Origin of the sequence: Actinocatenispora rupis (assembly GCF_016861975.1) — a bacterium.
GTDB lineage: Bacteria > Actinomycetota > Actinomycetes > Mycobacteriales > Micromonosporaceae > Actinocatenispora > Actinocatenispora rupis.
Genome location: NZ_BOMB01000050.1, coordinates 21628 through 41896 on the forward strand (window position 1 = coordinate 21628; position 20269 = coordinate 41896).

The window sequence follows — 20269 nt, forward strand, 5'->3', positions numbered from 1 at the left end:
CGCTGTGGCGCAGAAGGTACAGGTGCTCCTCGTCGACGACCTGGACGGAGGGGACGCCGAGGAGACGGTGAAGTTCGGTCTGGACGGCACGAACTACGAGATCGACCTTTCCGGCGACAATGCCCGGGCGTTGCGCGACACGCTGGCCAAATACGTGGGTGTGGCCCGCAAGACCGGGCGTGCCGCGGCCGCCCGCGGTGCCGCCGCCCCGCGTAATCGTGGTGGGTCGTCCGCCGCGAGCGACCGTGAGCAGAATCGCGCCATCCGAGAGTGGGCGAAGCGTCAGGGTCTGGAAATCTCGGACCGCGGACGTATTTCCGCGGATATCGTCGAGCGTTACCATGCGGAAGCCGGTCGCTGATTGCCGGAAGTCCCGCGGAAAGCGCGGGTGCGGTCGTCGACGCCGGTCGCGCCCCGGCGACGACCCGCAGGCAGCGCGAACGAAAGGCGCCGGAGGTGTCCACCTCCGGCGCCTTCGCCGTCTCCGTACGCGCCTTCGCCGTCTCCGTACGCGGCAGCCACGCCGACCGGGGCGCGCCACCACCCGGGCCGGGCGTACCAGGGTCAGCGGGTGATGGGGTCGCGGCGCAGGAACGCGGTCTGGCAGTGGATGGAACCCCAGCCGGCCATCACGTGGTCCATCGGCAGTTCCCGTACCTCGACGCCGGCGGACTCCAGCAGCTCGCGGGTGTTCGGGTTGCCGGCGGGCATGACGACCTTGCCGGGCGCGAGGGCGACGCCGTTGAGCGCCATGCCGCCCTTCACCTCGTCGATGTCGGTCGCCTCCAGGATCCGGAAGCCGCGGTCGGTCATCGCCTTCGCGCAGTCGTACGCGAGGTGCCAGGGGAAGGCGATCACGGTGTCGCGGTCGACGACGTTCAGGAACCCGTCGAGGTGGATCGAGCCGTACGGGATCTGGGTGTGGATGATCGTGGACACGCCGATGCCGCGCAGTTCGCGCTCGACCTGGGCGCAGCCGGCGTCGTTGGAGCGGCTGCCGTGGCCGAGGACCACGGTGTCCCGGTCGAGCCACATGGCGCAGGCGCCCTCGAAGTACCCGTCGGCGTTGACGGTCTTGAGGATCGGTACGCCGAGCTGGGCGAGGGTGGCCGCGACGGCGCGTTCCTCGCCGCGCCGGGCGGGGATGGCGGGGCGGCACACGATGGCGCCCTCGGGGGTCATCAGCACCAGGTCCCGCAGGTACATGGCGTTGGGGCGGTCGCAGCGCTGGCCCTGGACGTAGTGCACCTCGACGCCGTTCGCCCGGTACAGGTCGGCCAGCGCGTCCTGCTCGGCCCGCGCCGCCTCCGCGTCGAACGGCGCCCGGAACCGGTACTCGGCGAAGTTCTCCGGGCCGATGCCCTCGACCTCGTGGCCCGGCCGGTGCAGCAGTACGGAGCGCAGCGTGCCGCACTCCGAGTCGCAGTACCAGTCGCCCCAGAGGTCGGCCAGCTCGGCGGCGAACGGCGTCTCGTCCGGAAACCACCGTTCCCCCTGTACTCCCGGGGTCGCGCGGCCCGTGTCCTGCTGTGCCATCAGTGGTTCAGTACCTTTCCGAGGAAGTCGCGGGCCCGGTCCGAGCCCGGTGCGGTGAAGAACTGGTCGGGCGGCGCGACCTCGACGATCCGGCCGTCGGCCATGAACACGACGGCGTCGCACACCTCGCGGGCGAAGCCCATCTCGTGCGTGACGATCACCATCGTCATGCCGGTGTCGGCGAGGCGCCGGATCGCGTCCAGTACCTCCTTGATCATTTCGGGGTCGAGCGCGGAGGTCGGCTCGTCGAACAGCATCACGGTCGGGTCCATCGCGAGCGAGCGGGCGATGGCCACGCGCTGCTGCTGACCGCCGGACAGCTGCCCCGGGTACGCGTCGAGCTTGTCGCCGAGGCCCAGCGACGACAGCAGTTCGGCGCTGCGTTCGTCGGCCTCGGCCCTCGACCTCCCGCGTACCTTGCGGGGCGCGAGCGAGACGTTCTGCCGCGCGGTGAGGTGCGGGTACAGGTTGAAGGACTGGAAGACGAAGCCGATCCGGCTGCGCAGGTCGTTCAGGTCGGTCCGCTTGCCGTGCACCGGTACGCCGTCGACGGTGATCTCGCCGTCGTCGATGCCCTCCAGCGCGTTGAGCGTACGGATCAGCGTGCTCTTGCCCGCCCCGGACGGCCCGATCAGCGCGTACGTCTGCGACTCCGGTACCTCCAGGTCGATGTCGCTCAGCACCGTGTGCTTGCCGAAGCTCTTGCTGACGCCCTTGACGGTGATCACGTGTGCCCTCCCTGCGCGAACCGCTTCTCCAGCACCCGGACCAGCCGCGCCAGCACGAACGTGAGCGCGAAGTACAGCACGGCCAGCGCGGTGTAGATCTCCATCGACTTGGCGGTACTCGCGACCAGGTTCTTCGCCACCAGGGTCAGGTCGTTCACGGAGATGATCGAGACCAGCGACGAGTCCTTGATCAGCAGGATGAACTGGCTGGCCAGCGGCGGCAGCGTGGTCCGCAGCGCCTGCGGCAGCACCACGTACCGCATCGACTGGAGGTACGTCATGCCGGACGAGCGGGCCGCCTCGGCCTGGCCGCGCGGTACGGCCTGGATGCCGGAACGCACGATCTCGGCGACGAACGCGGCGGAGAACAGCCCCAGCGTGTAGATCGCGGCCGGCTCCTCGCCGCCCAGCGGCACCAGGTTCCCGACGCCGAAGTAGATCCAGAGGATCAGCACGATCAGCGGGATGCCCCGCACGAACTCCACGTACGCCGTGCACACCGCGCGCACGACCCGGTTGCGGGCGACCCGGCCGAGCCCGAGCAGCACACCCAGCGGTACGGCGATGAGCAGCGCGAAGAACGACACCCGCAGCGTGACCCACAACCCGGCGGCGAACAGCTTCCAGGTCTGCCGGATCAGTTCGGTGTCGATGACGATCTCGAAGTGCGGCATCGGCGGCTACTTCTGCTTCTGTACCTGGTCGAACCAGGCCACCGAGTCGAACCACTTCTGCCGCGACGCCTTCTCGTCACCCGAGTCCAGGTACGAGTCGAGGAACGAGTTCACCCACTGCACGCTGGCGACGTCGTTGTGCTTGAGTACGATGCCGAGGTTCTCGGTGGAGATGCGGTCCCAGATTCCGCGGACCGCGGACGGGTTCTGCTTGGCGTAGATGCGCAGGCCGGGCTCGTCGTAGATGACCGCGTCGACCTTCTTCTGCGTCAACGCCAGCGTCGAACCGGGCAGGTTCTCGTAGTCGGCCACGGTGGCGTGCCTGAACAGCTTGTGCGCCAGCATCGCGCCGGTCGTACCCTGCGAGACGCCGATCCGCTTGCCCGCCTTGTCCAGGTCCCGCCACGACTTCGTACTGCCGTCCGACGACGGTACGAGCATCGACTGGCCGGCCGCGTAGTACGGCTGGCTGAAGCTGATCTCCAGGGCCCGCTCGCCGGTGATCGTGAACCCGGCGATCGCCACGTCCACCGACCCCTGCTTGAGCGCCGGGATCAACGCCGCGAAGTCGTACTGCTTGAACTGGATCTTGACGCCCATCGACTTCGCCATCGCCCGCGCGAGGTCCATGTCGTACCCGATGAAGGTGCCCTTGGTGTCCTTCATGTCGAACGGGAGGTAGCCGGGCGCGGTGCCCACGATGAGCGTGCCGCGCGACTTGGCGGCGGCGATGCTGGACGCCGGCAACCGTCCGCCGCCGCCCGCGGAGTCGTCCGACCCGCTCGTCGTACGGATCGAGCAGGCCGAGGTGGCCAGGGACACGGCGAGCAGGCAGCCGAGTACGGCGGCGACTCTCTTCAGCACGGGGGACCTCGGGGGGTGTCGGGGGGTGTGAATAAGAATGCAGTCAAGTTCATGTTGATCGAGTAGGCAAGTCGGGGCGGGTCGTCGTGACACCTGTCTCCGTCCCGGGCGCCCGGAAGCCGGAGGATCGACGCGCGACGGGGACGAAACCGACGCGTACCGGCGCCGGGCCGATTTCGCTCTCGGCGTACAGCGCTGGCGGGTGGAACACCGGGCGCGTCACGCTGGTTGAGCCATACGTCCTGCACATCGGCGTACCAAGGACCGGCCAGCGCTGGTCGATGGGGTCCTGCACCGGCTTCTCACCAGGCCGCCGGCCCCCGAGAAGGTCATCCCCCAGCGATAGAGTGATGGCACGGACACCACGCGCTGGTGTTCACGACGTGGCGGTCGTCTCCCGGGGTGGCCGAGGGTCGCAACAGGGACACGAGCACGTGAGGAGCACGAAGGAATGTTCGAGAGGTTCACCGACCGCGCCCGGCGTGTTGTCGTCCTGGCCCAAGAAGAGGCCCGGATGCTCAACCACAACTACATCGGTACCGAGCACATCCTGCTCGGGCTCATCCACGAGGGTGAGGGCGTCGCGGCCAAGGCGCTGGAGAGCCTCGGCATCTCCCTCGAAGGGGTCCGCCAGCAGGTCGAGGAGATCATCGGGCAGGGGCAGCAGGCGCCGAGCGGGCACATCCCGTTCACGCCGCGGGCCAAGAAGGTCCTGGAGCTGTCGCTGCGCGAGGCCCTCCAGCTCGGGCACAACTACATCGGCACCGAGCACATCCTGCTCGGGCTGATCCGCGAGGGCGAGGGTGTCGCCGCCCAGGTCCTGGTCAAGCTCGGCGCCGACCTCAACCGGGTGCGCCAGCAGGTCATCCAGCTGCTGTCCGGATACCAGGGTGGCAAGGAGCCGGCCGGCGCCGGCGCCAGCGAGGCCACCCCGTCGACCTCGCTGGTCCTCGACCAGTTCGGCCGCAACCTGACGCAGGCGGCCCGGGAGGCCAAGCTCGACCCGGTCATCGGTCGGGAGAAGGAAATCGAGCGGATCATGCAGGTCCTCTCCCGCCGCACCAAGAACAACCCCGTCCTGATCGGCGAGCCCGGCGTCGGCAAGACCGCCGTCGTCGAGGGCCTGGCCCAGAAGGTCGTCAAGGGCGAGGTGCCCGAGACGCTGAAGGACAAGCAGCTCTACACGCTCGACCTCGGCGCGCTGGTCGCCGGGTCGCGCTACCGCGGTGACTTCGAGGAGCGCCTGCGCAAGGTGCTCAAGGAGATCCGCAGCCGCGGCGACATCATCCTGTTCATCGACGAGATCCACACCCTGGTGGGTGCCGGTGCCGCCGAGGGCGCGATCGACGCCGCCAGCATCCTCAAGCCGATGCTGGCCCGCGGCGAGCTGCAGACCATCGGTGCCACCACCCTCGACGAGTACCGGAAGTACCTGGAGAAGGACGCGGCGCTGGAGCGGCGGTTCCAGCCGATCCAGGTGGCCGAGCCGTCGCTGGCGCACACCATCGAGATGCTCAAGGGCCTGCGCGACAAGTACGAGGCGCACCACCGGATCTCGATCACCGACAAGGCGCTGGTGGCCGCGGCGACCCTCGCCGACCGGTACATCTCCGACCGGTACCTGCCGGACAAGGCGATCGACCTGATCGACGAGGCCGGCGCCCGGATGCGGATCCGCCGGATGACCGCGCCGCCGGACCTGCGCGACTTCGACGAGAAGATCGCCCAGGTGCGGAAGGACAAGGAGTCCGCGATCGACGCGCAGGACTTCGAGCGGGCCGCCCAGCTCCGCGACTCCGAGAAGCAGCTGCTGAACCAGAAGTCGCAGCGCGAGAAGGAGTGGAAGTCGGGCGACCTGGACGTCGTCAGCGAGGTCGACGACGAGCAGATCGCCGAGGTCCTGGCGAACTGGACCGGCATCCCGGTCTACAAGCTGACCGAGGAGGAGACCTCCCGGCTGCTGCGCATGGAGGACGAGCTGCACAAGCGGGTCGTCGGCCAGGAAGAGGCGGTCAAGTCGGTCTCCCAGGCCATCCGGCGTACCCGGTCCGGCCTGAAGGACCCGAAGCGTCCGTCCGGTTCGTTCATCTTCGCCGGCCCGTCCGGTGTCGGTAAGAGCGAGCTGTCCAAGGCGCTGGCGGAGTTCCTGTTCGGCAGCGAGGACTCGATCATCCAGCTGGACATGAGCGAGTTCCACGACCGGTACACGGTGTCCCGGCTCGTCGGTGCGCCCCCCGGCTACGTGGGGTACGACGAGGGTGGCCAGCTGACGGAGAAGGTGCGGCGCAAGCCGTTCTCGGTGGTGCTGTTCGACGAGATCGAGAAGGCCCACCCGGACGTCTTCAACACGCTGCTCCAGATCCTGGAGGACGGCCGGCTGACCGACGGCCAGGGTCGCATCGTGGACTTCAAGAACACGGTGATCATCCTGACCACCAACCTCGGTACGCGGGACGTGGCCAAGGCGGTCTCGCTCGGGTTCTCGTCGTCCGACGACGCGGACAGCAACTACGAGCGGATGAAGCTGAAGGTCAACGACGAGCTGAAGAAGCACTTCCGACCGGAGTTCCTGAACCGGATCGACGACACGGTGGTGTTCCACCAGCTCAGCGAGGAGAACATCCTCGAAATCGTGGACATCATGATCGCCCGGATCGAGAGCCAGCTCCGGAACAAGGACATGGGTCTCGAACTGACCGAGAACGCGAAGAAGTTCCTGGCCAAGAAGGGCTTCGACCCGGTGCTGGGCGCCCGGCCGCTGCGCCGGACCATCCAGCGGGAGATCGAGGACGCGCTGTCCGAGCGCATCCTGTTCAACGAGATCACCCCGGGCCAGATCGTGGTGGTGGACGTCGAGGGCGACCCGGCGGACATCGACAAGTCGAAGCTGGTGTTCCGCGGCGCGGCGAAGCCGGCCGAGGTGCCGGACGCGGTGCCCGCGAACCTGGGCAGCGCCGACTCCGAGTAGGTACGACGCACCGGCGGGGCCCCGACCTGATGGTCGGGGCCCCGTTCGTGCGTCCGGGTGTCGTACCGCGCGGCCACGCCGGCCCGGCTCAGGTGGGCAGGGCGTACCGGTCGCGGGGGAGCTGGTGTACCAGGCCGTCGTCGACGAGGCCGGCGAGGGCGCGGCTGCGCTGGGTGGCGTCGGGCCAGACGGCGTCGAGGTCGGCCCGGGGTACGGGCTGGGTCGCGTCCCGGAGTACGGCCATCATCAGGCCGCGGACCTGCCGGTCGGTACCGGCGAACTTCTGTACCTTGCGGGCCGGGCCGGTGGCGGCGGGGCGGCCGGCGCGCTGCCAGCCGCACTCGGCGTACACGGGGCAGTCGGCGCAGCGCGGGCCGCGGGCGGTGCAGATCAGCGCGCCCAGTTCCATGAACGCGATCGACGCCACCGCCGCGGCGGTACGGTCCGCCGGCAGCAGCGCCTCGACGGCGGCCAGGTCGGCGGTGGCGCGCGGCGGGCCGGCGTCGGCGTCGCCGGCCACCGCCCGCGCCACGAACCGCCGTACGTTGGTGTCGACGACCGGATGCCGGTCACCGTACGAGAAGACCGCGACGGCGCGCGCCGTGTACGACCCGATGCCCGGCAGCGCGAGCAGCGCGTCCACGTCCCGCGGTACGACGCCGTCGTGCCGCTCGACCAGCGCGCGGGCGCACTCGTGCAGGCGCAGCGCCCGCCGCGGGTAGCCGAGCCGGCCCCACGCGCGGATCACCTCGGCGGCCGGCTCCGCCGCCAGGTCCTGCGGGTGCGGCCAGCGGGACAGCCACTCGCGCCAGACCGGGAGTACCCGGTTGACGGGGGTCTGCTGGAGCATCACCTCGCTGACCAGCACCGCCCACGCGGACACGCCGGGCGCGCGCCACGGCAGGTCCCGGGCGTGTTCGGTGTACCACTCGCTGACGAGGGCGGCGAGTCGTTCCTCGGGTGACGTCATCGTCGGATCATCCTGCCACGGGGCGGCCCCGGCCGAACGGGCGTGTCACGTTCGGCGGCTGCGTACGGTCTAGTGGGTATGACGAGGATTCTGGTGACCGGCGGGACCGGGGTGTTGGGCGGCGCGTTGACGGCGCGGCTGCGCGAACGGGCCGACGTGGTGGTACTGAGCCGGAGCGCCCACGACGGCCCCGGGTACGCCCGGGGTGATCTGGAGACGGGCGAGGGGCTGGCGGACGCGCTGGCCGACGTGGACGCCGTCGCGCACTGCGCGACCGCCGCCGACTACCGCCACCCGGACCGGGACGTGGCCGCGACGCGGAACCTGCTGGCGGCGGCGGGCGACCGGCACCTCGTGTACATCTCGATCGTCGGCGTGGACCGCATCCCGTTCGGCTACTACCGGTCGAAGCTGGCCGCGGAGGGGCTGGTCGAGACGTCCGGCGCGCCGTGGACGATCCTGCGCACCACGCAGTTCCACGATCTGGTGGCGACGGGGCTGCGGCTGATGTCGCGGCTGCCCGCGCCGCTGGTGCCGACCCTGGCGGTACAGCCGGTCGACGTGGGCGAGGTCGCCGACCGCATGGCCACCCTCGTACTCGGTGAGCCGGCGGGGCGGGTGCCGGACATGGGCGGCCCGCGAGTGGAGCGCGTACCGGACCTGATGCGGGCGTACCTGGGGGCGGTGGGGAGTCGGCGGCCGACGTTCGCGGTGCCGTTCCTGGTGCCGGGCGCGGCGGCCGCGGCGTTCCGGCGCGGGCACCACCTGGCGCCGGCGCACGCGGACGGCACCCGGACGTTCGCCGACCATCTGCGTACGACGGTGGTTGCACGGGGAAGCGTTGCGGCATCGGACAATCGGTCCGACCATTGATCGGTCATGATCGATCCGGCGCGTCGTACGGGTGATGCGCCGGGCGTCCCGCTAGCGTGTCAGCACTATGCGGATGACGGTCGGCCCGCTCCCGGCAGGCGTGTACTGGCGGCGTCGGGTGATCGTGCTCGGTGCCCTGCTCGTGGTGGTTCTGCTGCTCGCGTGGGCATGTGGTGATTCGGGCGGCACGCCGAAGAGTTCGCCGACACCGGGGCACGGCGGCGCCGGGCACGGTCCGGCGAACGGTGGCGCGACCGGCAGCCCCGGCGGCTCCGCCGACCCCACGATGCCCACGCACTCCGAACCGCCGGACGGTCTGTCCACCGACGGGCCGCAGGCCGAGTCCACCCCGCCGCCCGACGACCAGGCCCCCGTACCGCGGCCGACCGGCCCGGCGCCCGGCTGCTCCGACGACGACATGTCGGTGACCGTGCGTACCGCGTCGGAACGGATCCCGGCCGGGTCGTACCCGACGCTGTTCCTGACCATCGGCAACGGGTCCTCGCACGCCTGCACCCGCGACATCGGCGCCGACGCGCAGGAACTGTGGATCACCCACGACGGGCACCGCGTCTGGTCCTCCGACTACTGCAAACCCAACCACGGCAAGGACGTCCGGCGCTTCGACCCCGGCGTACGGGTCACGTTCCACCTGATCTGGGACGGCCGCGGCGCGAACCGTACCTGCTCCACGCGTACGACCCTGTCGCGTGGCGACTACGAGCTGCACGGCCGGGCCGGCGGCGCCGCCAGCGACCCGTCCCGCTTCGCCCTCACCTGACGCCCGGTCCGGGTCAGTCGGCCCAGTCGAGCTGCGGACCCGGCACCCCCACCGACCTCGCGTACTCCCGCGCCCGGTCACCCGCCGCCCGGTCGCCCCGCGCGTACCGGAAGACGCGGTCGGCGAAGACCACGAACTTCTCCGTACCGGTGCCGAAGTCGCAGTACCAGCCGCCTTCCGGGGCGAGGCAGCCGGCGAGGGCGGCGGCGAGCGCCTCGGCGCAGTCGTCCGGCGCCGCCACGTACAGCAGGGTCCAGTGGGTCGGCTGCGCCGCCGTCGCGCTCCCGGTACGGGACCGGGTGACGCGGGTCAGCCGCAACGGCAACCCGTCCAGTACGCCGCCGTCGCGCAGGCTCTCCGCGACCAGTACGCCCTCGATCATCGGTGCCCCTTCCGCCGGGACCGACGCTAGGGGCACGCCCTGACAACCGACGTCAGACGTACCGCTCCAGGATGGACGCCTCGGCCAGCCGGGACAGACCCTCCCGCACCGTACGCGCGCGGCTGTCGCCGACGCCGTCCACGGCCTGCAGATCCTCGACCGTCGCGCCCAGCAACCGTTGCAGCCCGCCGAAGTGGTCCACCAGCCGGTCCACGACGGCGGCCGGTAGCCGCGGCACCTTCGCCAGCAACCGGAAGCCGAGCGGGCTGATCGCCGCGTCCAGCGCGTCGGTCGTCGGCGGGTAGCTCAACGCCTTCGCCACCGCCGTCAGGTCCAGCAGCTCCGTCGCGGACAGCTCGTCCAGCAACGCCAGCACCTCGTGCACCTCCGGCGGCGTACGCCCCGGCGGGAAATAGTCGCGGATGACCAGCGTGCGGTCCTCGTCCACCCCGGCCATCAGCTCGTCCAGCTGCAACGCCAGCAGGCGGCCGTCGGTGCCGAGCTCGATCACGTACCCCTCGATCTCGTCGGCGATCCGGCGCACCATCTCCAGCCGCTGCACCACCGCCATCGCGTCGCGCACGGTGACGAGATCCTCGATCTCCAGCGCGGACAGCGTGCCCGACACCTCGTCCAGCCGCGCCTTGTACCGCTCCAGCGTCGCGAGTGCCTGGTTCGCGCGCGACAGTATGGCCGCCGAGTCGTCGAGTACGTGCCGCTGCCCCGTCACGTACAGGCTGATGATGTGCATCGACTGGCTCACCGAGATCACCGGGTACCCGGTCTGCCGGGCGACCCGCTCCGCGGTGCGGTGCCGCGTGCCGGACTCCTCCGTCGGGATCGACGGGTCCGGCATCAGGTGCACCGCCGCCTGCACGATCCGGGAACAGTCGTTGGTCAGGATGACCGCGCCGTCCATCTTGCACAGCTCGCGCAGCCGCGTCGCCGAGAACTCCACGTCGAGCGGGAAACCACCGGTGCACAGCGTGTCGACGGCGCGGTCGTACCCCAGCACGATGAGGGCGCCGGTGTTGCCGCGGAGGATCCGCTCCAGCCCCTCCCGGAGTGCGGTGCCCGGCGCCATCAGCGCGAGCGTCGCCCGCAGCGGATCATCCCGGTCGATTGGCACCTCGCTGCTCCTTCGCCTCTCCCGCGCTGGCGTCCGGCCCCCGCGCCAAAACAGTCTATGGAGTCTAGGACCCGCCCCAACCGTCCCCGGGCCCAACGGATCACCCTTCGTGAACAAACCGCGGCCATCCGCGCCGCCGGTGGTGGACACACCGCCCAGAACGGCCCAGCAGACCCGGGTCCGGTCCGAAACCCGACACCCACTTGGTGCGGTACTCCAGCCAGCCGGTCACCGACCGTCGACGCCGGCCGCGTCGCCGCGGACCCTGCGCCGCGTCGGTCAGCCGATCGCGCGCAGCGCGCCGCCCAGGTCGGACACCTCCACCACGGTCAGGCCCTTCGGTGGCGCCGAACCCGTCGCCGCCGGCCCACAACCGGCCGGGATGAGCGCGCGGGTGAAACCCATCCGGGCCGCCTCCGCGAGCCGGCGCGGCACCGCCGACACCGGCCGTACCTCACCGGCCAGGCCCACCTCGCCGATCGCCACCAGGCTCGCCGGGATCGGGAAGTCGCGCGCCGCGGACGCCACCGCCAACCCCACCGCCAGGTCCGCCGCCGGCTCCGCCACCTTCACCCCGCCGACAGTCGCGGCGAACACCTCACGGTCGTGCAGCCGTACCTTGCACCGCCGCTCCAGTACGGCGAGGGCCATGGCCAGGCGCGCCGAGTCGAGCCCGGACACCGCGCGCCGCGGCGACGGGATCACCGACGGCGCCACCAGCGCCTGTACCTCGGCCAGCAGCGGCCGGCGCCCCTCCACCGTGACCGTCACGCAGGTGCCCGGCACCGGATCGGCGTGCCGGGACAGGAACAGCCCGGACGGGTCGGCCAGGCCGCGGATGCCGCCGTCGTGCATCTCGAAGCAGCCGACCTCGTCGGCCGCACCGAACCGGTTCTTCACCGCCCGCACCAGCCGCAGCGTCGAGTGCCGGTCGCCCTCGAAGTGCAGCACCACGTCCACCAGATGCTCCAGTACGCGCGGGCCGGCGATCGCGCCGTCCTTCGTCACGTGGCCGACGAGGACGGTGGCGATGCCGCGCTCCTTCGCCACCGCGACGAGCGCCGCGGTGACCGCGCGGACCTGGGTGACGCCGCCCGGCGCGCCGTCCACCTCCGGCGACGCGATCGTCTGTACCGAGTCGAGGATGAGCAGGCCCGGCTTGACCGCGTCGATGTGGCCGAGCACGGCGGACAGGTCGGTCTCGGTGGCGAGGTAGAGCCGGTCGTGCAGCGCACCCGTACGCTCCGCGCGCAGGCGCACCTGCGCCGCCGACTCCTCGCCGCTGACCACCAGCGACGGTGCGGTGGCGCCGGTCGCGCACCAGCGGTGCGCCACCTCCAGCAGCAGCGTCGACTTGCCCACGCCCGGCTCGCCGGCGAGCAGCACCACCGCGCCCGGCACCAGGCCACCGCCGAGCACCCGGTCCAGCTCGTCGACGCCCGTCGGGCGGCGCGCCGCCTGCTCCAGGTCGACCGTACCGATGGGGCTGGCCGGCTCGGACGGTGCGCGCGCGGCCAGCGCCGGGACGGCCGCGGCGACGGCGCCACCGGCACTCGGCGCGGTCTCGACCACCGAGTTCCAGGTACCGCAGTCCGGGCAGCGGCCGACCCACTTGGGCGTGGCGTAACCACAGGAGTCGCAGTGGTACGCGGGGCGGACGGTCCGGACCGCCTTGGCCGTCGAGCCGCGGCCGGTCGAGCTACGCGAGGTCACGTCCGCACGCTATGCCCCGGGTACGACATCCGTGCCGGGACGCGCTACTCGCCGCTCCCGACGTGCGGCTGGGCGCTGCGCTCGGTGACCTGGTCCGGCAGCGCGACCGGGACGTCGATCGGCACCGCGCCGGCCTTCTGGAAGTGGAACACCAGCGTCACCGACTCGCCCGGGTTGAGCGGGTGGTTCACGTTGAACAGCTCCAGGAATTGGCCCTGGTCCGGGATCAGGTCGACGAGGCCCTGCGTCGGAACGCCGATCTGGAACCGGTCCGGTCCGGGCGGCTGGTTCGCCGGCGACGGCGAGGGGGAACCCTTCGGGCTGCCCGACGGGCTCGGCGAACTGGCGTTGTTGACGTACACCACGGACTGGGCGTCGGTCGTGTCGACGGACGTCAGCGTGTCGTTGTTCTCGCCCGCGTTGGCGATGCGCACGACGAGCGGCGCGTTCTCACCCTTCGCGTACGTCCGGTTGGCGTCGCCGCGGAACGCGACGGTCAGGTCGCGCAGGGCGATCGTGCCGTCGGCGGACGTCGCGTTGGCGCCCTGTACGGCCGGCTTGATCTTCGCGGTCTCGGAGATCTGGCCGGCACCACAGCCGGCCAGCAGCGCGACGGCGCCCGCACCGGCGAGCAGCGCCAGCGATCCGCGCCGGGTGATCCGACGCAGTCGCGCCGGAGACGACGATGGCCGAACTTCACTGCGGCTCACGGTGCGGATCCTCCTCGACGGGCGCCCAACTGCAGGCCACCGAACAGCGTAATGCCGCCCCGGTCACCCCGTGCGCCGGGTCGGGCGATCCGCCCCACCGGGTACCCCGGGCCCCGCCCGGCCGGTCCGCGCGACCCGTTCCGCCCTCGTCACGACGGCGCGCGTACCGCTCTGTTGAGCCGATCCCGGGCGTTCCGGGCGGGAGGTCCGTTCCGTCCGGGCCGGCGTCGTTCGCCCCGCGTACGGCCGCGTCGGTCGGCGGTCAGGTGAGCCGGGCGCCGGCGAGTACGAGGAGGGCGACGTCGACGAGGGCGACGACCAGGACGGTGCGGAACGTGGCGCGCGAGCCGGGCCGTCGGCCGTACGCGGCGCCCACGGCGAGCGCCACCGCGGCGACCGCGAACCCGGCGAGCCCCCACGCGTCGCGCGTGCCGTACGCGAGCAGGCCCGACGCGGTGAGCAGCAGCAACGCGCCGACCAGCCAGCTCGGGCCGGCGCCGAGCCGGTGCGGCAGCCCGCGTACTCCGGTGGCGCGGTCGGCGGCCAGGTCCGGCAGCGTGTTGAAGAAGTGCGCACCGCCGCCGAGGGCCGCGCCCGCCGCGCACAGCCACCACGGCGGCACCGCCGGCACCCCCAGCACCACGAACGCCGGCAGCAGCGCGAACGACACCAGGTACGGCATTACCGACAGCGGCGTGCCCTTCAGCGGCCGGTTGTACAGCCAGCCGCTGGCCACCGCGACCAGGTGCACGGTGCCCGCCAGCCACCCCGACAGCAACGACAGCGGTACGCAGCAGGCCGCGGCCACCACCGCCGCCCGCCCGAGTACGGCCGGGGCCACGTCGCCGGTCGCCGTGGGTTTGTCCGTACGCCCCGCGGCGGTGTCGCGCGCGGCGTCCAGCCAGTCGTTGCTCCAGCCGATCGAGAGCTGCCCGGCGAGTACGGCCGCGGCGACGGCGGCCGTGCCGGCACCGCCCCGGCCGACCGCACCGGCCAGTACCGTCGCGACGGCGGTGACCGCGACCGTCGGTTCCGGATGGCAGCCCCGGGCCAGTGCGTACCCGGTGCGCGTCAGGCGCCCCACCCCGCCCAGTCTGCCCGTCCGCCCGGCGGTGCCCGGCCCGGCGCGCGCGGATCGGGGCGCGGTGAACCGTACGCGGCGGCGTTCCGTGTGTCAGTCTCGGAGGGTGCCGATGGTCCGACATGGTGTGATCGGTGGTCCGGAGACCGGACCGCGGCACCCGGCGCGCCCGGTCCGCCGCAACGACCTCGGCCAGTACGTGCAGCTCGCGGCGGAGTGGTGGCGGCCCGACGGCGCGTTCGCGGCGCTGACCTGGCTCGCCGAGGCGCGCGCGAGGCTCGTACCGCCGGCGACCCGGCCCGGCGCCGTCCTCGTCGACCTGGGCTGCGGCGGCGGCCTGCTCGCCCCGTGGCTCGCCGGCAAGGGCTACCGGCACGTCGGCGTCGACCCGGTCGGTACGTCACTGGTCATCGCCGCCGCGCACGGCGTCACCCCGGTCCGCGGCGACGCCACCCGGGTACCGCTGCCGGACGGGTGCTGCGACGTCGTCGTCGCCGGCGAACTGCTGGAGCACGTCACCGACCCGGCCCGGGTGGTGGCCGAGGCGGCCCGGCTGCTGCGCCCCGGTGGCCTGCTCGTCGGCGACACCGTCAACGCGACCGCCCTCGCCCGCCTCGCCCTCGTACGGATCGGCGAACGCATCCCCGGCCTCGTCCCGCCCGGCATCCACGACCCCGACCTGTTCGTACCGCCGCGGTTGGTGGTCGACGCCGGCGTACGGCACGGGCTGCGCATGGCCGTCCGCGGGCTCCGTCCGGCGGTACCGAGCTTCCTGCGGTTCCTGCTGACGGGGCGCGGCCCGGTGCCGATGCTGCCCTCCGCGGGCACCGCGCTGACCTACCAGTTCCGAGGGAGGCGAGTGCCCGTGCCCGGCACCGACGACCGTCCCGATCCGCCGCCCGGAGTGTCCACTGTGGACCATTCGGTGGTACGGCGGTGAGGCCGGTGATCGCCGGCCTCGGCGTCGCGTACCCGCCGGCGGTGTCGCAGGAGGCGCTGTGGGACGGCTTCTTCGCCGGCCACTACCGCGAGGTGCACGCCGCGCGCCGGATCTTCGCGCACTCCGGCGTCGCCCGCCGCCACCCCGCCGTCGACCCGGTACGCGAGGACATCTCCGCGCTCGGCACCGGCGCCCGCATGAGCCGGTACGTCGAGACCGCGTTGCCGCTCGGCCGTACCGCGGTGGCCGCCGCGCTCGCCGACGCCGGACTGGCCGCCGCGGACATCGGCCTGCTCGCCGTCGCCACCTGCACCGGGTACGCCACGCCCGGCGTCGACGTCCGCCTCGCCGCCGACCTCGGCTTCGCCCCGGACGTGTCCCGGCTGCTCATCGGCCACATGGGCTGCTACGCCGCGCTGCCCGCCCTCGGCGCCGTCACCGACTACGTCACCGCGCGCCGCCGCCCCGCCGTACTCCTCTGCGTCGAGGTGACGTCGCTGCACATCCAGCCGCCCACCCGGGACCTGTCCCAGGTCGTGTCGCACGCGCTGTTCTCCGACGCCGCGGCCGCCGTCGTGGTCCGCCCCGAAGCCCCCGGGTACGCGGTGCTCGACGTGATCGCGGCCACCGACCCGGCCACCGCCGACCAGATGACCTGGGACGTCACCGACCTCGGCTTCCGCATGGGCCTCTCCGCCCGGGTACCGGACTCGCTGGCGACCCAGCTCCCCGGCCTGGTCGCCACCCTGCTCGACCGGCACGGCCTCGACCGCACCGACGTCGCGCACTGGGCGGTGCACCCGGGCGGCCCGCGCATCCTCGACGTCGTACAGAAGGAGCTGGACCTGCCGCCGTCCGCGCTCGCGCCGTCCCGCGACACCCTCCGCGACCACGGCAACTGCTCCTCACCCACGGTCCTCCTGGTACTCCAGCGCATCGCGGCCGCGCCCGGCGAGTACGTGGTGGCGTTGGCGTTCGGTCCCGGCCTGACGCTCTACGGCGCCCTGCTCCGTGCCTGACCTGGTACGCGGGTCAGGCGACCAGCGCGGGCAGCCGGTCGGTGAAGTCCGCCGCGCTGCGCGTGGACGGCACCATGCTCCGTACGGTGCCGTGACGGTCGACGAGCAACGCGCCGCCGGTGTCGGTGGCGGGCGTGGCGCGGGCGCCGGCGGCGACGGCGCTGGCGAGGATGCCGTCCGGGTCGACCGCGGTCACCACGTGCGCGCCGGTGGGAATGGTCGGCAGTGCCGGCTGTTCGGTGCCCGCGCCGACCACGAGTACCGTGATCCGCCGGTGCGCCGCGGCCTGCACCGTGCCGGCCACCAGCCCGGTACAGGCGCAGTGCCGGACCAGCAGTACGACGACCGGATGGGTGTCACGCAGAGCGACGGCGTGGCCGGTCGCGCCGGTGAGCCGGAGGTCGGGCAACGGCGCGCCGGTCTGCACGGCGGTGGGCGAACCGCTCGGCCGCCGGTCGCCGGTCGCCGTACGGCTGCCCTGCGGCCACATCGCGGCGAACAGGCTCGTCGTGGTCACCAGGATCGCCATCGTGACGAGGATCAGCGGCAGCGCCAGGTGGTGCAGCCGCTGGCTGGACCGCAGCCCGTACCGCCGGAAGAGGACCTCGCGGCGCAGCTCACGGCGTACTCGCGCGGCTTCGTGGTCCAGCTCGGCGGCGTCGTCGGGGATGACGATCCGGCCCCACTCGGCCGGGAAGCCGGGCAGGCCGTCGGGATCCGGCGACCTGCGGCCGCCGTCGTCGTCACCGCGTGGACCGCTCACCGCTGCCTCCTCGGCCGCTGTGGTTCCACTCTCCCTCACCTTGCGCGCCAGCACCAGATCTCCGGCGCGAGAGATCGGATCCCGACCGCGCCCGCCGTACGTATCGGGACGAAGCTGACACATCACAGAGAGTACCTGCTGAGCGACCGATGGTCCGTATCGACTGTCCACAGCAGACGGAGAAGCCGTTTGTCAAGTTGAGTCGGACTCCTCACACGGCCCTGACCTGCGGTTATGGCGGCGTGCGGACTCCCGGTCGGCCGGTACGCCGTGTTACCCTTGACACAGCGAAAGGGGTTTCGAACCTATGTCTTTCAGTGTCGGCGAGACCGTTGTTTACCCCCACCACGGGGCCGCACTCATCGAGGCAATCGAGACCCGGACCATCCGGGGCGAGGAGAAGCAGTACCTCGTGCTCAAGGTCGCACAGGGCGATCTGACGGTGCGAGTTCCTGCGGAAAATGCCGAGATCGTCGGAGTCCGGGAAGTGGTTGGCGAGGAGGGCCTGAACAAGGTCTTCGACGTGCTCCGGGCACCGCACACAGAGGAGCCGACCAACTGGTCGCGGCGGTACAAGGCGAATCTGGAGAAGCTGGCGTCGGGTAATCCGCTCAAGGTCGCGGAGGTCGTGCGGGACCTGTGGCGCCGTGAGCGGGAGCGTGGGCTGTCCGCGGGCGAGAAGCGGATGCTGGCCAAGGCCCGCGACATTCTGGTCGGCGAGGTGGCCCTCGCCGAGAAGAGTACGAAGGACGAGGCGGAGTCCCTGCTCGACAGGGTGCTGTCCGAGGCCTGACCACCACAGTACGAACGCACATGAACGAGGGCCGCGACGTGACCGCGTCGAATCCGACACGCGGTGACGTCGCGGTCCTCGTGCCTGCTGCGGGTCGCGGCGAGCGACTGGGCCCCGGCGTACCCAAGGCGTTGCGTGAGCTGGCCGGCGTACCGCTGCTGGTGCACGCGGTCCGTCGGGTCGCGGCGGCGAAGAGCGTCGGGCACGTCGTCGTCGCCGTACCGCCGGGTGGCGAGGAGTCGGTGTCCGCGCTGCTCGCCCCGGTGCTCGCGGAGACCGGGGTGGACCTGAGCGTCGTCGTCGGCGGTGCCGAGCGGCAACAGTCCGTGGCGCTCGCGCTCGCGCACGTCCCCCCGGAGTACTCGATCGTGCTGGTGCACGACGCGGCGCGGGCGTTCGCGCCGCCGGAGCTGGTGGACCGGGTCGCCGGCGCGGTACGGGACGGCAACGACGCGGTGATCCCGGTACTGCCGGTCGTCGACACCGTCAAGCGGGTCGACGCCGACGGGCGGGTGACGGCGACGGTCGACCGGTCGCCGCTGCGTTCGGTGCAGACCCCGCAGGGCTTCCGCCGGGACGTACTGGCCGCCGCGCACGACGCCGCGGTCGCCGACGGGATCACCCCCGCCACCGACGACGCCGGCCTGGTCGAGCGGATCGGCGGCACCGTGCTGACGGTGCCCGGCGCGGAGGCCGCGCTGAAGATCACCCGACCGTTCGACCTGCGGGTCGCGGCGCTCCTGATTGACTGAGCCGGTGATCGTTCCACGGGTCGGTCTGGGCACCGACGTTCATGCGTACGACCCGGCGCGGGAGTGCTGGGTGGCCGGGCTGCTGTGGCCGGGCGAGCCGGGACTGGCCGGGCACTCCGACGGTGACGTGGCCGCGCACGCCGCGTGCGACGCCGTACTGTCCGCGGCCGGGCTCGGCGACCTCGGCTCCAACTACGGCGTGGCCGAGCCGGAATGGGCCGGTGCGGCCGGCGCGCTGCTGCTGGCCGAGACCGCCCGCCGGGTCCGGGCCGCCGGGCTGACCGTCGGCAACGTCGCCGTACAGCTCGTCGGGAAGTCGCCGCGGATCGGCGCCCGGCGCGCCGAGGGCCAGGAAGCGCTGTCCGCCGCGCTCGGCGCACCCGTATCACTGTCCGCCACGACCACCGACGGACTCGGGTTCACCGGACGCGGGGAAGGACTCGCCGCGATCGCGACCGCACTCGTACACGGGTGATCACCCGGTCGGGGTGCCGTCACGTGGTTACGCTCGTGGGGTGACTGGGGAGCCGGAAGAGGTCGGCCGGGAGACCGACGCCGAGGTGCGGACGTACATCCAGCGTGCCGACCTGCTCGACGACCTGGGGCACTTCGCCGAGGCCGCCGAGGAGTTGCGCGACGCGCTGCGCCTGGCGCCCGACAACCCGGAGGCGCTGGCCACGCTCGGCATGGTCGAGCTGCGCGCCGGCCGGGCCGAGCAGGCGCTCGTACCGGCCCGTGCCGCGTTGGCCGTACGGGCGGACCACCTGCTCGGGCAGGCCGTGTGCGGGTACGCGCTGGTCGAGCTGGAACGCAAGGCGGAGGCCGTCGACGTCGCGCGGGCCATGCTCGACGCGGACCCCGGCTCGTGGCTGCGCCAGCTGCACTTCGCCGCGATCGTACGGCGGGTGCGGAACGGGCAGGCCACGCTCGACGCCGCGTGGCAGGCCGTACGGCTGGCGCCCGACGAGGCGGAGACCCATCTCGTGCTCGCCGCGGTGGCCGGCGACCTCGGCCTCACCGACATCGCCCGCCGCGCCCACGCCGAGGCCGTACGGCTCGACCCGCGGGCGGCGGACGACACGCCGCCGGCAGTACTGCGGCTGCGGGCGTCGCGGTCCGGTGGCCGGCCCGCGCCCGACGAGGCCGACCCCGCCCCCGCACAGCCCGGCGTACGGCGCGGGCTGCGGTCCGGGGTGGCCCGCTTCCTCGCCGTCGGCGCCCTGTACGCGTGGGGTGCCCCGCTGCTCGTCGCGCTCACCATGCTGGCCGGCCCGACCGCCGCACGGTTCGTGGCCGGCGCGGTCGGCCTCGGCGGCATCGTCCTGTTCGGCGCGTTCCGCGCGCACCCGCCGACCGGGCCCGTACCGGTGCTGCGGGTGCTCGGCCGGCTCGACCGCCCGCTCGCCGCGGCCTGCGTCGGCGTCCTCGCCGCACCGCCGATGATGCTGGTCTTCGCCGCGCTCGGCAGCCCCTGGCCCCTCGGCGTACTCATCCTGTTGGGCGCGTTCGCGTTCGCCGCGCTCGTGCTGCGCACCGACGACCTCGGCCGGCCCGGCTCCGGTACGTGACCGTCGCGCCGGCCACGGTGCGACC

General features: G+C 72.5%; 21 protein-coding genes. 10 read left to right on the forward strand and 11 right to left on the reverse strand.

The window, feature by feature from the left end; all coding sequences use genetic code 11:
* The first annotated feature begins 4 nt into the window (after nucleotides 1-4).
* The gene (locus Aru02nite_RS34000) at nucleotides 5-361 is read left to right on the forward strand and encodes a histone-like nucleoid-structuring protein Lsr2 (protein ID WP_203664486.1); all 357 of its coding nucleotides are present in this window, start codon (nucleotides 5-7) and stop codon (nucleotides 359-361) included.
* Nucleotides 362-564: 203 nt separating this feature from the next.
* Here the strand turns inward: Aru02nite_RS34000 and Aru02nite_RS34005 are convergent, their stop codons facing one another.
* From Aru02nite_RS34005 to Aru02nite_RS34020, 4 genes are read right to left on the reverse strand one after another with little or no spacing between them, the layout of a single operon-like run.
* The gene (locus tag Aru02nite_RS34005) at nucleotides 565-1536 is read right to left on the reverse strand and encodes a dimethylarginine dimethylaminohydrolase family protein (RefSeq protein WP_203664488.1); all 972 of its coding nucleotides are present in this window, start codon (nucleotides 1534-1536) and stop codon (nucleotides 565-567) included.
* A complete protein-coding gene (locus tag Aru02nite_RS34010; RefSeq protein WP_203664490.1) occupies nucleotides 1536-2264 on the reverse strand; it encodes an amino acid ABC transporter ATP-binding protein in 729 nt (242 codons plus the stop codon). Before Aru02nite_RS34010 ends, Aru02nite_RS34005 begins: the two co-directional genes overlap by 1 nt.
* Nucleotides 2261-2938: an amino acid ABC transporter permease gene (locus Aru02nite_RS34015; RefSeq protein ID WP_203664492.1), complete on the reverse strand. Its 678-nt coding sequence runs from the start codon at nucleotides 2936-2938 to the stop codon at nucleotides 2261-2263. Before Aru02nite_RS34015 ends, Aru02nite_RS34010 begins: the two co-directional genes overlap by 4 nt.
* A 6-nt stretch (nucleotides 2939-2944) precedes the next feature.
* Nucleotides 2945-3802, reverse strand: a complete 858-nt coding sequence (locus Aru02nite_RS34020) for a transporter substrate-binding domain-containing protein (protein ID WP_203664494.1) — start codon at nucleotides 3800-3802, stop codon at nucleotides 2945-2947.
* A gap of 451 nt (nucleotides 3803-4253) precedes the next feature.
* Here Aru02nite_RS34020 and Aru02nite_RS34025 point away from each other — a divergent pair, with 451 nt between their 5' ends.
* A complete protein-coding gene (locus Aru02nite_RS34025; protein WP_203664496.1) occupies nucleotides 4254-6770 on the forward strand; it encodes an ATP-dependent Clp protease ATP-binding subunit in 2517 nt (838 codons plus the stop codon).
* A gap of 88 nt (nucleotides 6771-6858) precedes the next feature.
* Here the strand turns inward: Aru02nite_RS34025 and Aru02nite_RS34030 are convergent, their stop codons facing one another.
* The gene (locus Aru02nite_RS34030; RefSeq protein ID WP_203664497.1) at nucleotides 6859-7740 is read right to left on the reverse strand and encodes an HhH-GPD family protein; all 882 of its coding nucleotides are present in this window, start codon (nucleotides 7738-7740) and stop codon (nucleotides 6859-6861) included.
* A gap of 78 nt (nucleotides 7741-7818) precedes the next feature.
* On the opposite strand from Aru02nite_RS34030, the gene Aru02nite_RS34035 reads away from it, so the two are divergent.
* Nucleotides 7819-8613: an SDR family oxidoreductase gene (locus Aru02nite_RS34035; RefSeq protein ID WP_203664498.1), complete on the forward strand. Its 795-nt coding sequence runs from the start codon at nucleotides 7819-7821 to the stop codon at nucleotides 8611-8613.
* 67 nt (nucleotides 8614-8680) lie between these two features.
* The gene (locus Aru02nite_RS34040; RefSeq protein ID WP_203664499.1) at nucleotides 8681-9394 is read left to right on the forward strand and encodes a hypothetical protein; all 714 of its coding nucleotides are present in this window, start codon (nucleotides 8681-8683) and stop codon (nucleotides 9392-9394) included.
* A 13-nt stretch (nucleotides 9395-9407) separates the two neighbouring features.
* Here Aru02nite_RS34040 and Aru02nite_RS34045 read toward each other — a convergent pair whose 3' ends face one another.
* The 5 genes from Aru02nite_RS34045 to Aru02nite_RS34065 all read right to left on the reverse strand — a co-directional run bounded on the left by Aru02nite_RS34045 (nucleotide 9408) and on the right by Aru02nite_RS34065 (nucleotide 14412).
* Nucleotides 9408-9776, reverse strand: a complete 369-nt coding sequence (locus Aru02nite_RS34045; protein ID WP_203664500.1) for a hypothetical protein — start codon at nucleotides 9774-9776, stop codon at nucleotides 9408-9410.
* A gap of 52 nt (nucleotides 9777-9828) precedes the next feature.
* Nucleotides 9829-10905: a DNA integrity scanning diadenylate cyclase DisA gene (gene disA / locus Aru02nite_RS34050; protein ID WP_203664501.1), complete on the reverse strand. Its 1077-nt coding sequence runs from the start codon at nucleotides 10903-10905 to the stop codon at nucleotides 9829-9831.
* Between the two features lie 279 nt (nucleotides 10906-11184).
* Nucleotides 11185-12618 (reverse strand): DNA repair protein RadA, encoded by a 1434-nt coding sequence (gene radA / locus Aru02nite_RS34055; RefSeq protein WP_203664503.1) that lies wholly within the window; start codon nucleotides 12616-12618, stop codon nucleotides 11185-11187.
* A gap of 44 nt (nucleotides 12619-12662) precedes the next feature.
* Complete coding sequence (locus Aru02nite_RS34060) at nucleotides 12663-13328, reverse strand: copper chaperone PCu(A)C domain-containing protein (RefSeq protein ID WP_203664505.1); 666 nt, start codon at nucleotides 13326-13328, stop codon at nucleotides 12663-12665.
* A gap of 262 nt (nucleotides 13329-13590) precedes the next feature.
* On the reverse strand, nucleotides 13591-14412 hold the full coding sequence (locus Aru02nite_RS34065; RefSeq protein WP_239077124.1) for a UbiA family prenyltransferase: 822 nt from the start codon (nucleotides 14410-14412) through the stop codon (nucleotides 13591-13593).
* Between the two features lie 109 nt (nucleotides 14413-14521).
* On the opposite strand from Aru02nite_RS34065, the gene Aru02nite_RS34070 reads away from it, so the two are divergent.
* Together Aru02nite_RS34070 and Aru02nite_RS34075 are read left to right on the forward strand one after the other, a co-directional pair.
* Nucleotides 14522-15349 carry a methyltransferase domain-containing protein gene (locus tag Aru02nite_RS34070; RefSeq protein WP_203664507.1) on the forward strand — a complete coding sequence of 276 codons (828 nt, stop codon included), beginning with the start codon at nucleotides 14522-14524 and terminating at the stop codon, nucleotides 15347-15349.
* On the forward strand, nucleotides 15346-16368 hold the full coding sequence (locus Aru02nite_RS34075) for a type III polyketide synthase (RefSeq protein ID WP_203664509.1): 1023 nt from the start codon (nucleotides 15346-15348) through the stop codon (nucleotides 16366-16368). Before Aru02nite_RS34070 ends, Aru02nite_RS34075 begins: the two co-directional genes overlap by 4 nt.
* Nucleotides 16369-16381: 13 nt before the next feature.
* Here the strand turns inward: Aru02nite_RS34075 and Aru02nite_RS34080 are convergent, their stop codons facing one another.
* On the reverse strand, nucleotides 16382-17131 hold the full coding sequence (locus tag Aru02nite_RS34080; protein WP_203664511.1) for a hypothetical protein: 750 nt from the start codon (nucleotides 17129-17131) through the stop codon (nucleotides 16382-16384).
* Nucleotides 17132-17438: 307 nt separating this feature from the next.
* Between Aru02nite_RS34080 and Aru02nite_RS34085 the strand changes: the two genes are divergently transcribed.
* The 4 genes from Aru02nite_RS34085 to Aru02nite_RS34100 are packed head-to-tail and all read left to right on the forward strand — an operon-like array spanning nucleotide 17439 to nucleotide 20244.
* Nucleotides 17439-17924, forward strand: a complete 486-nt coding sequence (locus tag Aru02nite_RS34085; protein WP_203664513.1) for a CarD family transcriptional regulator — start codon at nucleotides 17439-17441, stop codon at nucleotides 17922-17924.
* 38 nt (nucleotides 17925-17962) lie between these two features.
* A complete protein-coding gene (gene ispD, locus Aru02nite_RS34090; RefSeq protein ID WP_373325043.1) occupies nucleotides 17963-18676 on the forward strand; it encodes a 2-C-methyl-D-erythritol 4-phosphate cytidylyltransferase in 714 nt (237 codons plus the stop codon).
* A 4-nt stretch (nucleotides 18677-18680) separates the two neighbouring features.
* Nucleotides 18681-19151, forward strand: coding sequence for a 2-C-methyl-D-erythritol 2,4-cyclodiphosphate synthase (gene ispF / locus Aru02nite_RS34095; protein WP_203664516.1), 471 nt, complete (start codon nucleotides 18681-18683; stop codon nucleotides 19149-19151).
* A gap of 40 nt (nucleotides 19152-19191) precedes the next feature.
* The gene (locus Aru02nite_RS34100) at nucleotides 19192-20244 is read left to right on the forward strand and encodes a tetratricopeptide repeat protein (RefSeq protein WP_203664517.1); all 1053 of its coding nucleotides are present in this window, start codon (nucleotides 19192-19194) and stop codon (nucleotides 20242-20244) included.
* Nucleotides 20245-20269: the final 25 nt, after the last annotated feature.

Coding starts and splice junctions, on each gene's coding strand:
- Aru02nite_RS34030 (WP_203664497.1), bottom strand. CDS start 7,740: ATGACGTCACCCGAGGAACGACTCGCCGCCCTCGTCAGCGAGTGGTAC.
- Aru02nite_RS34035 (WP_203664498.1), top strand. CDS start 7,819: ATGACGAGGATTCTGGTGACCGGCGGGACCGGGGTGTTGGGCGGCGCG.
- Aru02nite_RS34025 (WP_203664496.1), top strand. CDS start 4,254: ATGTTCGAGAGGTTCACCGACCGCGCCCGGCGTGTTGTCGTCCTGGCC.
- Aru02nite_RS34040 (WP_203664499.1), top strand. CDS start 8,681: ATGCGGATGACGGTCGGCCCGCTCCCGGCAGGCGTGTACTGGCGGCGT.
- Aru02nite_RS34015 (WP_203664492.1), bottom strand. CDS start 2,938: ATGCCGCACTTCGAGATCGTCATCGACACCGAACTGATCCGGCAGACC.
- Aru02nite_RS34085 (WP_203664513.1), top strand. CDS start 17,439: ATGTCTTTCAGTGTCGGCGAGACCGTTGTTTACCCCCACCACGGGGCC.
- Aru02nite_RS34045 (WP_203664500.1), bottom strand. CDS start 9,776: ATGATCGAGGGCGTACTGGTCGCGGAGAGCCTGCGCGACGGCGGCGTA.
- Aru02nite_RS34005 (WP_203664488.1), bottom strand. CDS start 1,536: ATGGCACAGCAGGACACGGGCCGCGCGACCCCGGGAGTACAGGGGGAA.
- Aru02nite_RS34070 (WP_203664507.1), top strand. CDS start 14,522: ATGGTCCGACATGGTGTGATCGGTGGTCCGGAGACCGGACCGCGGCAC.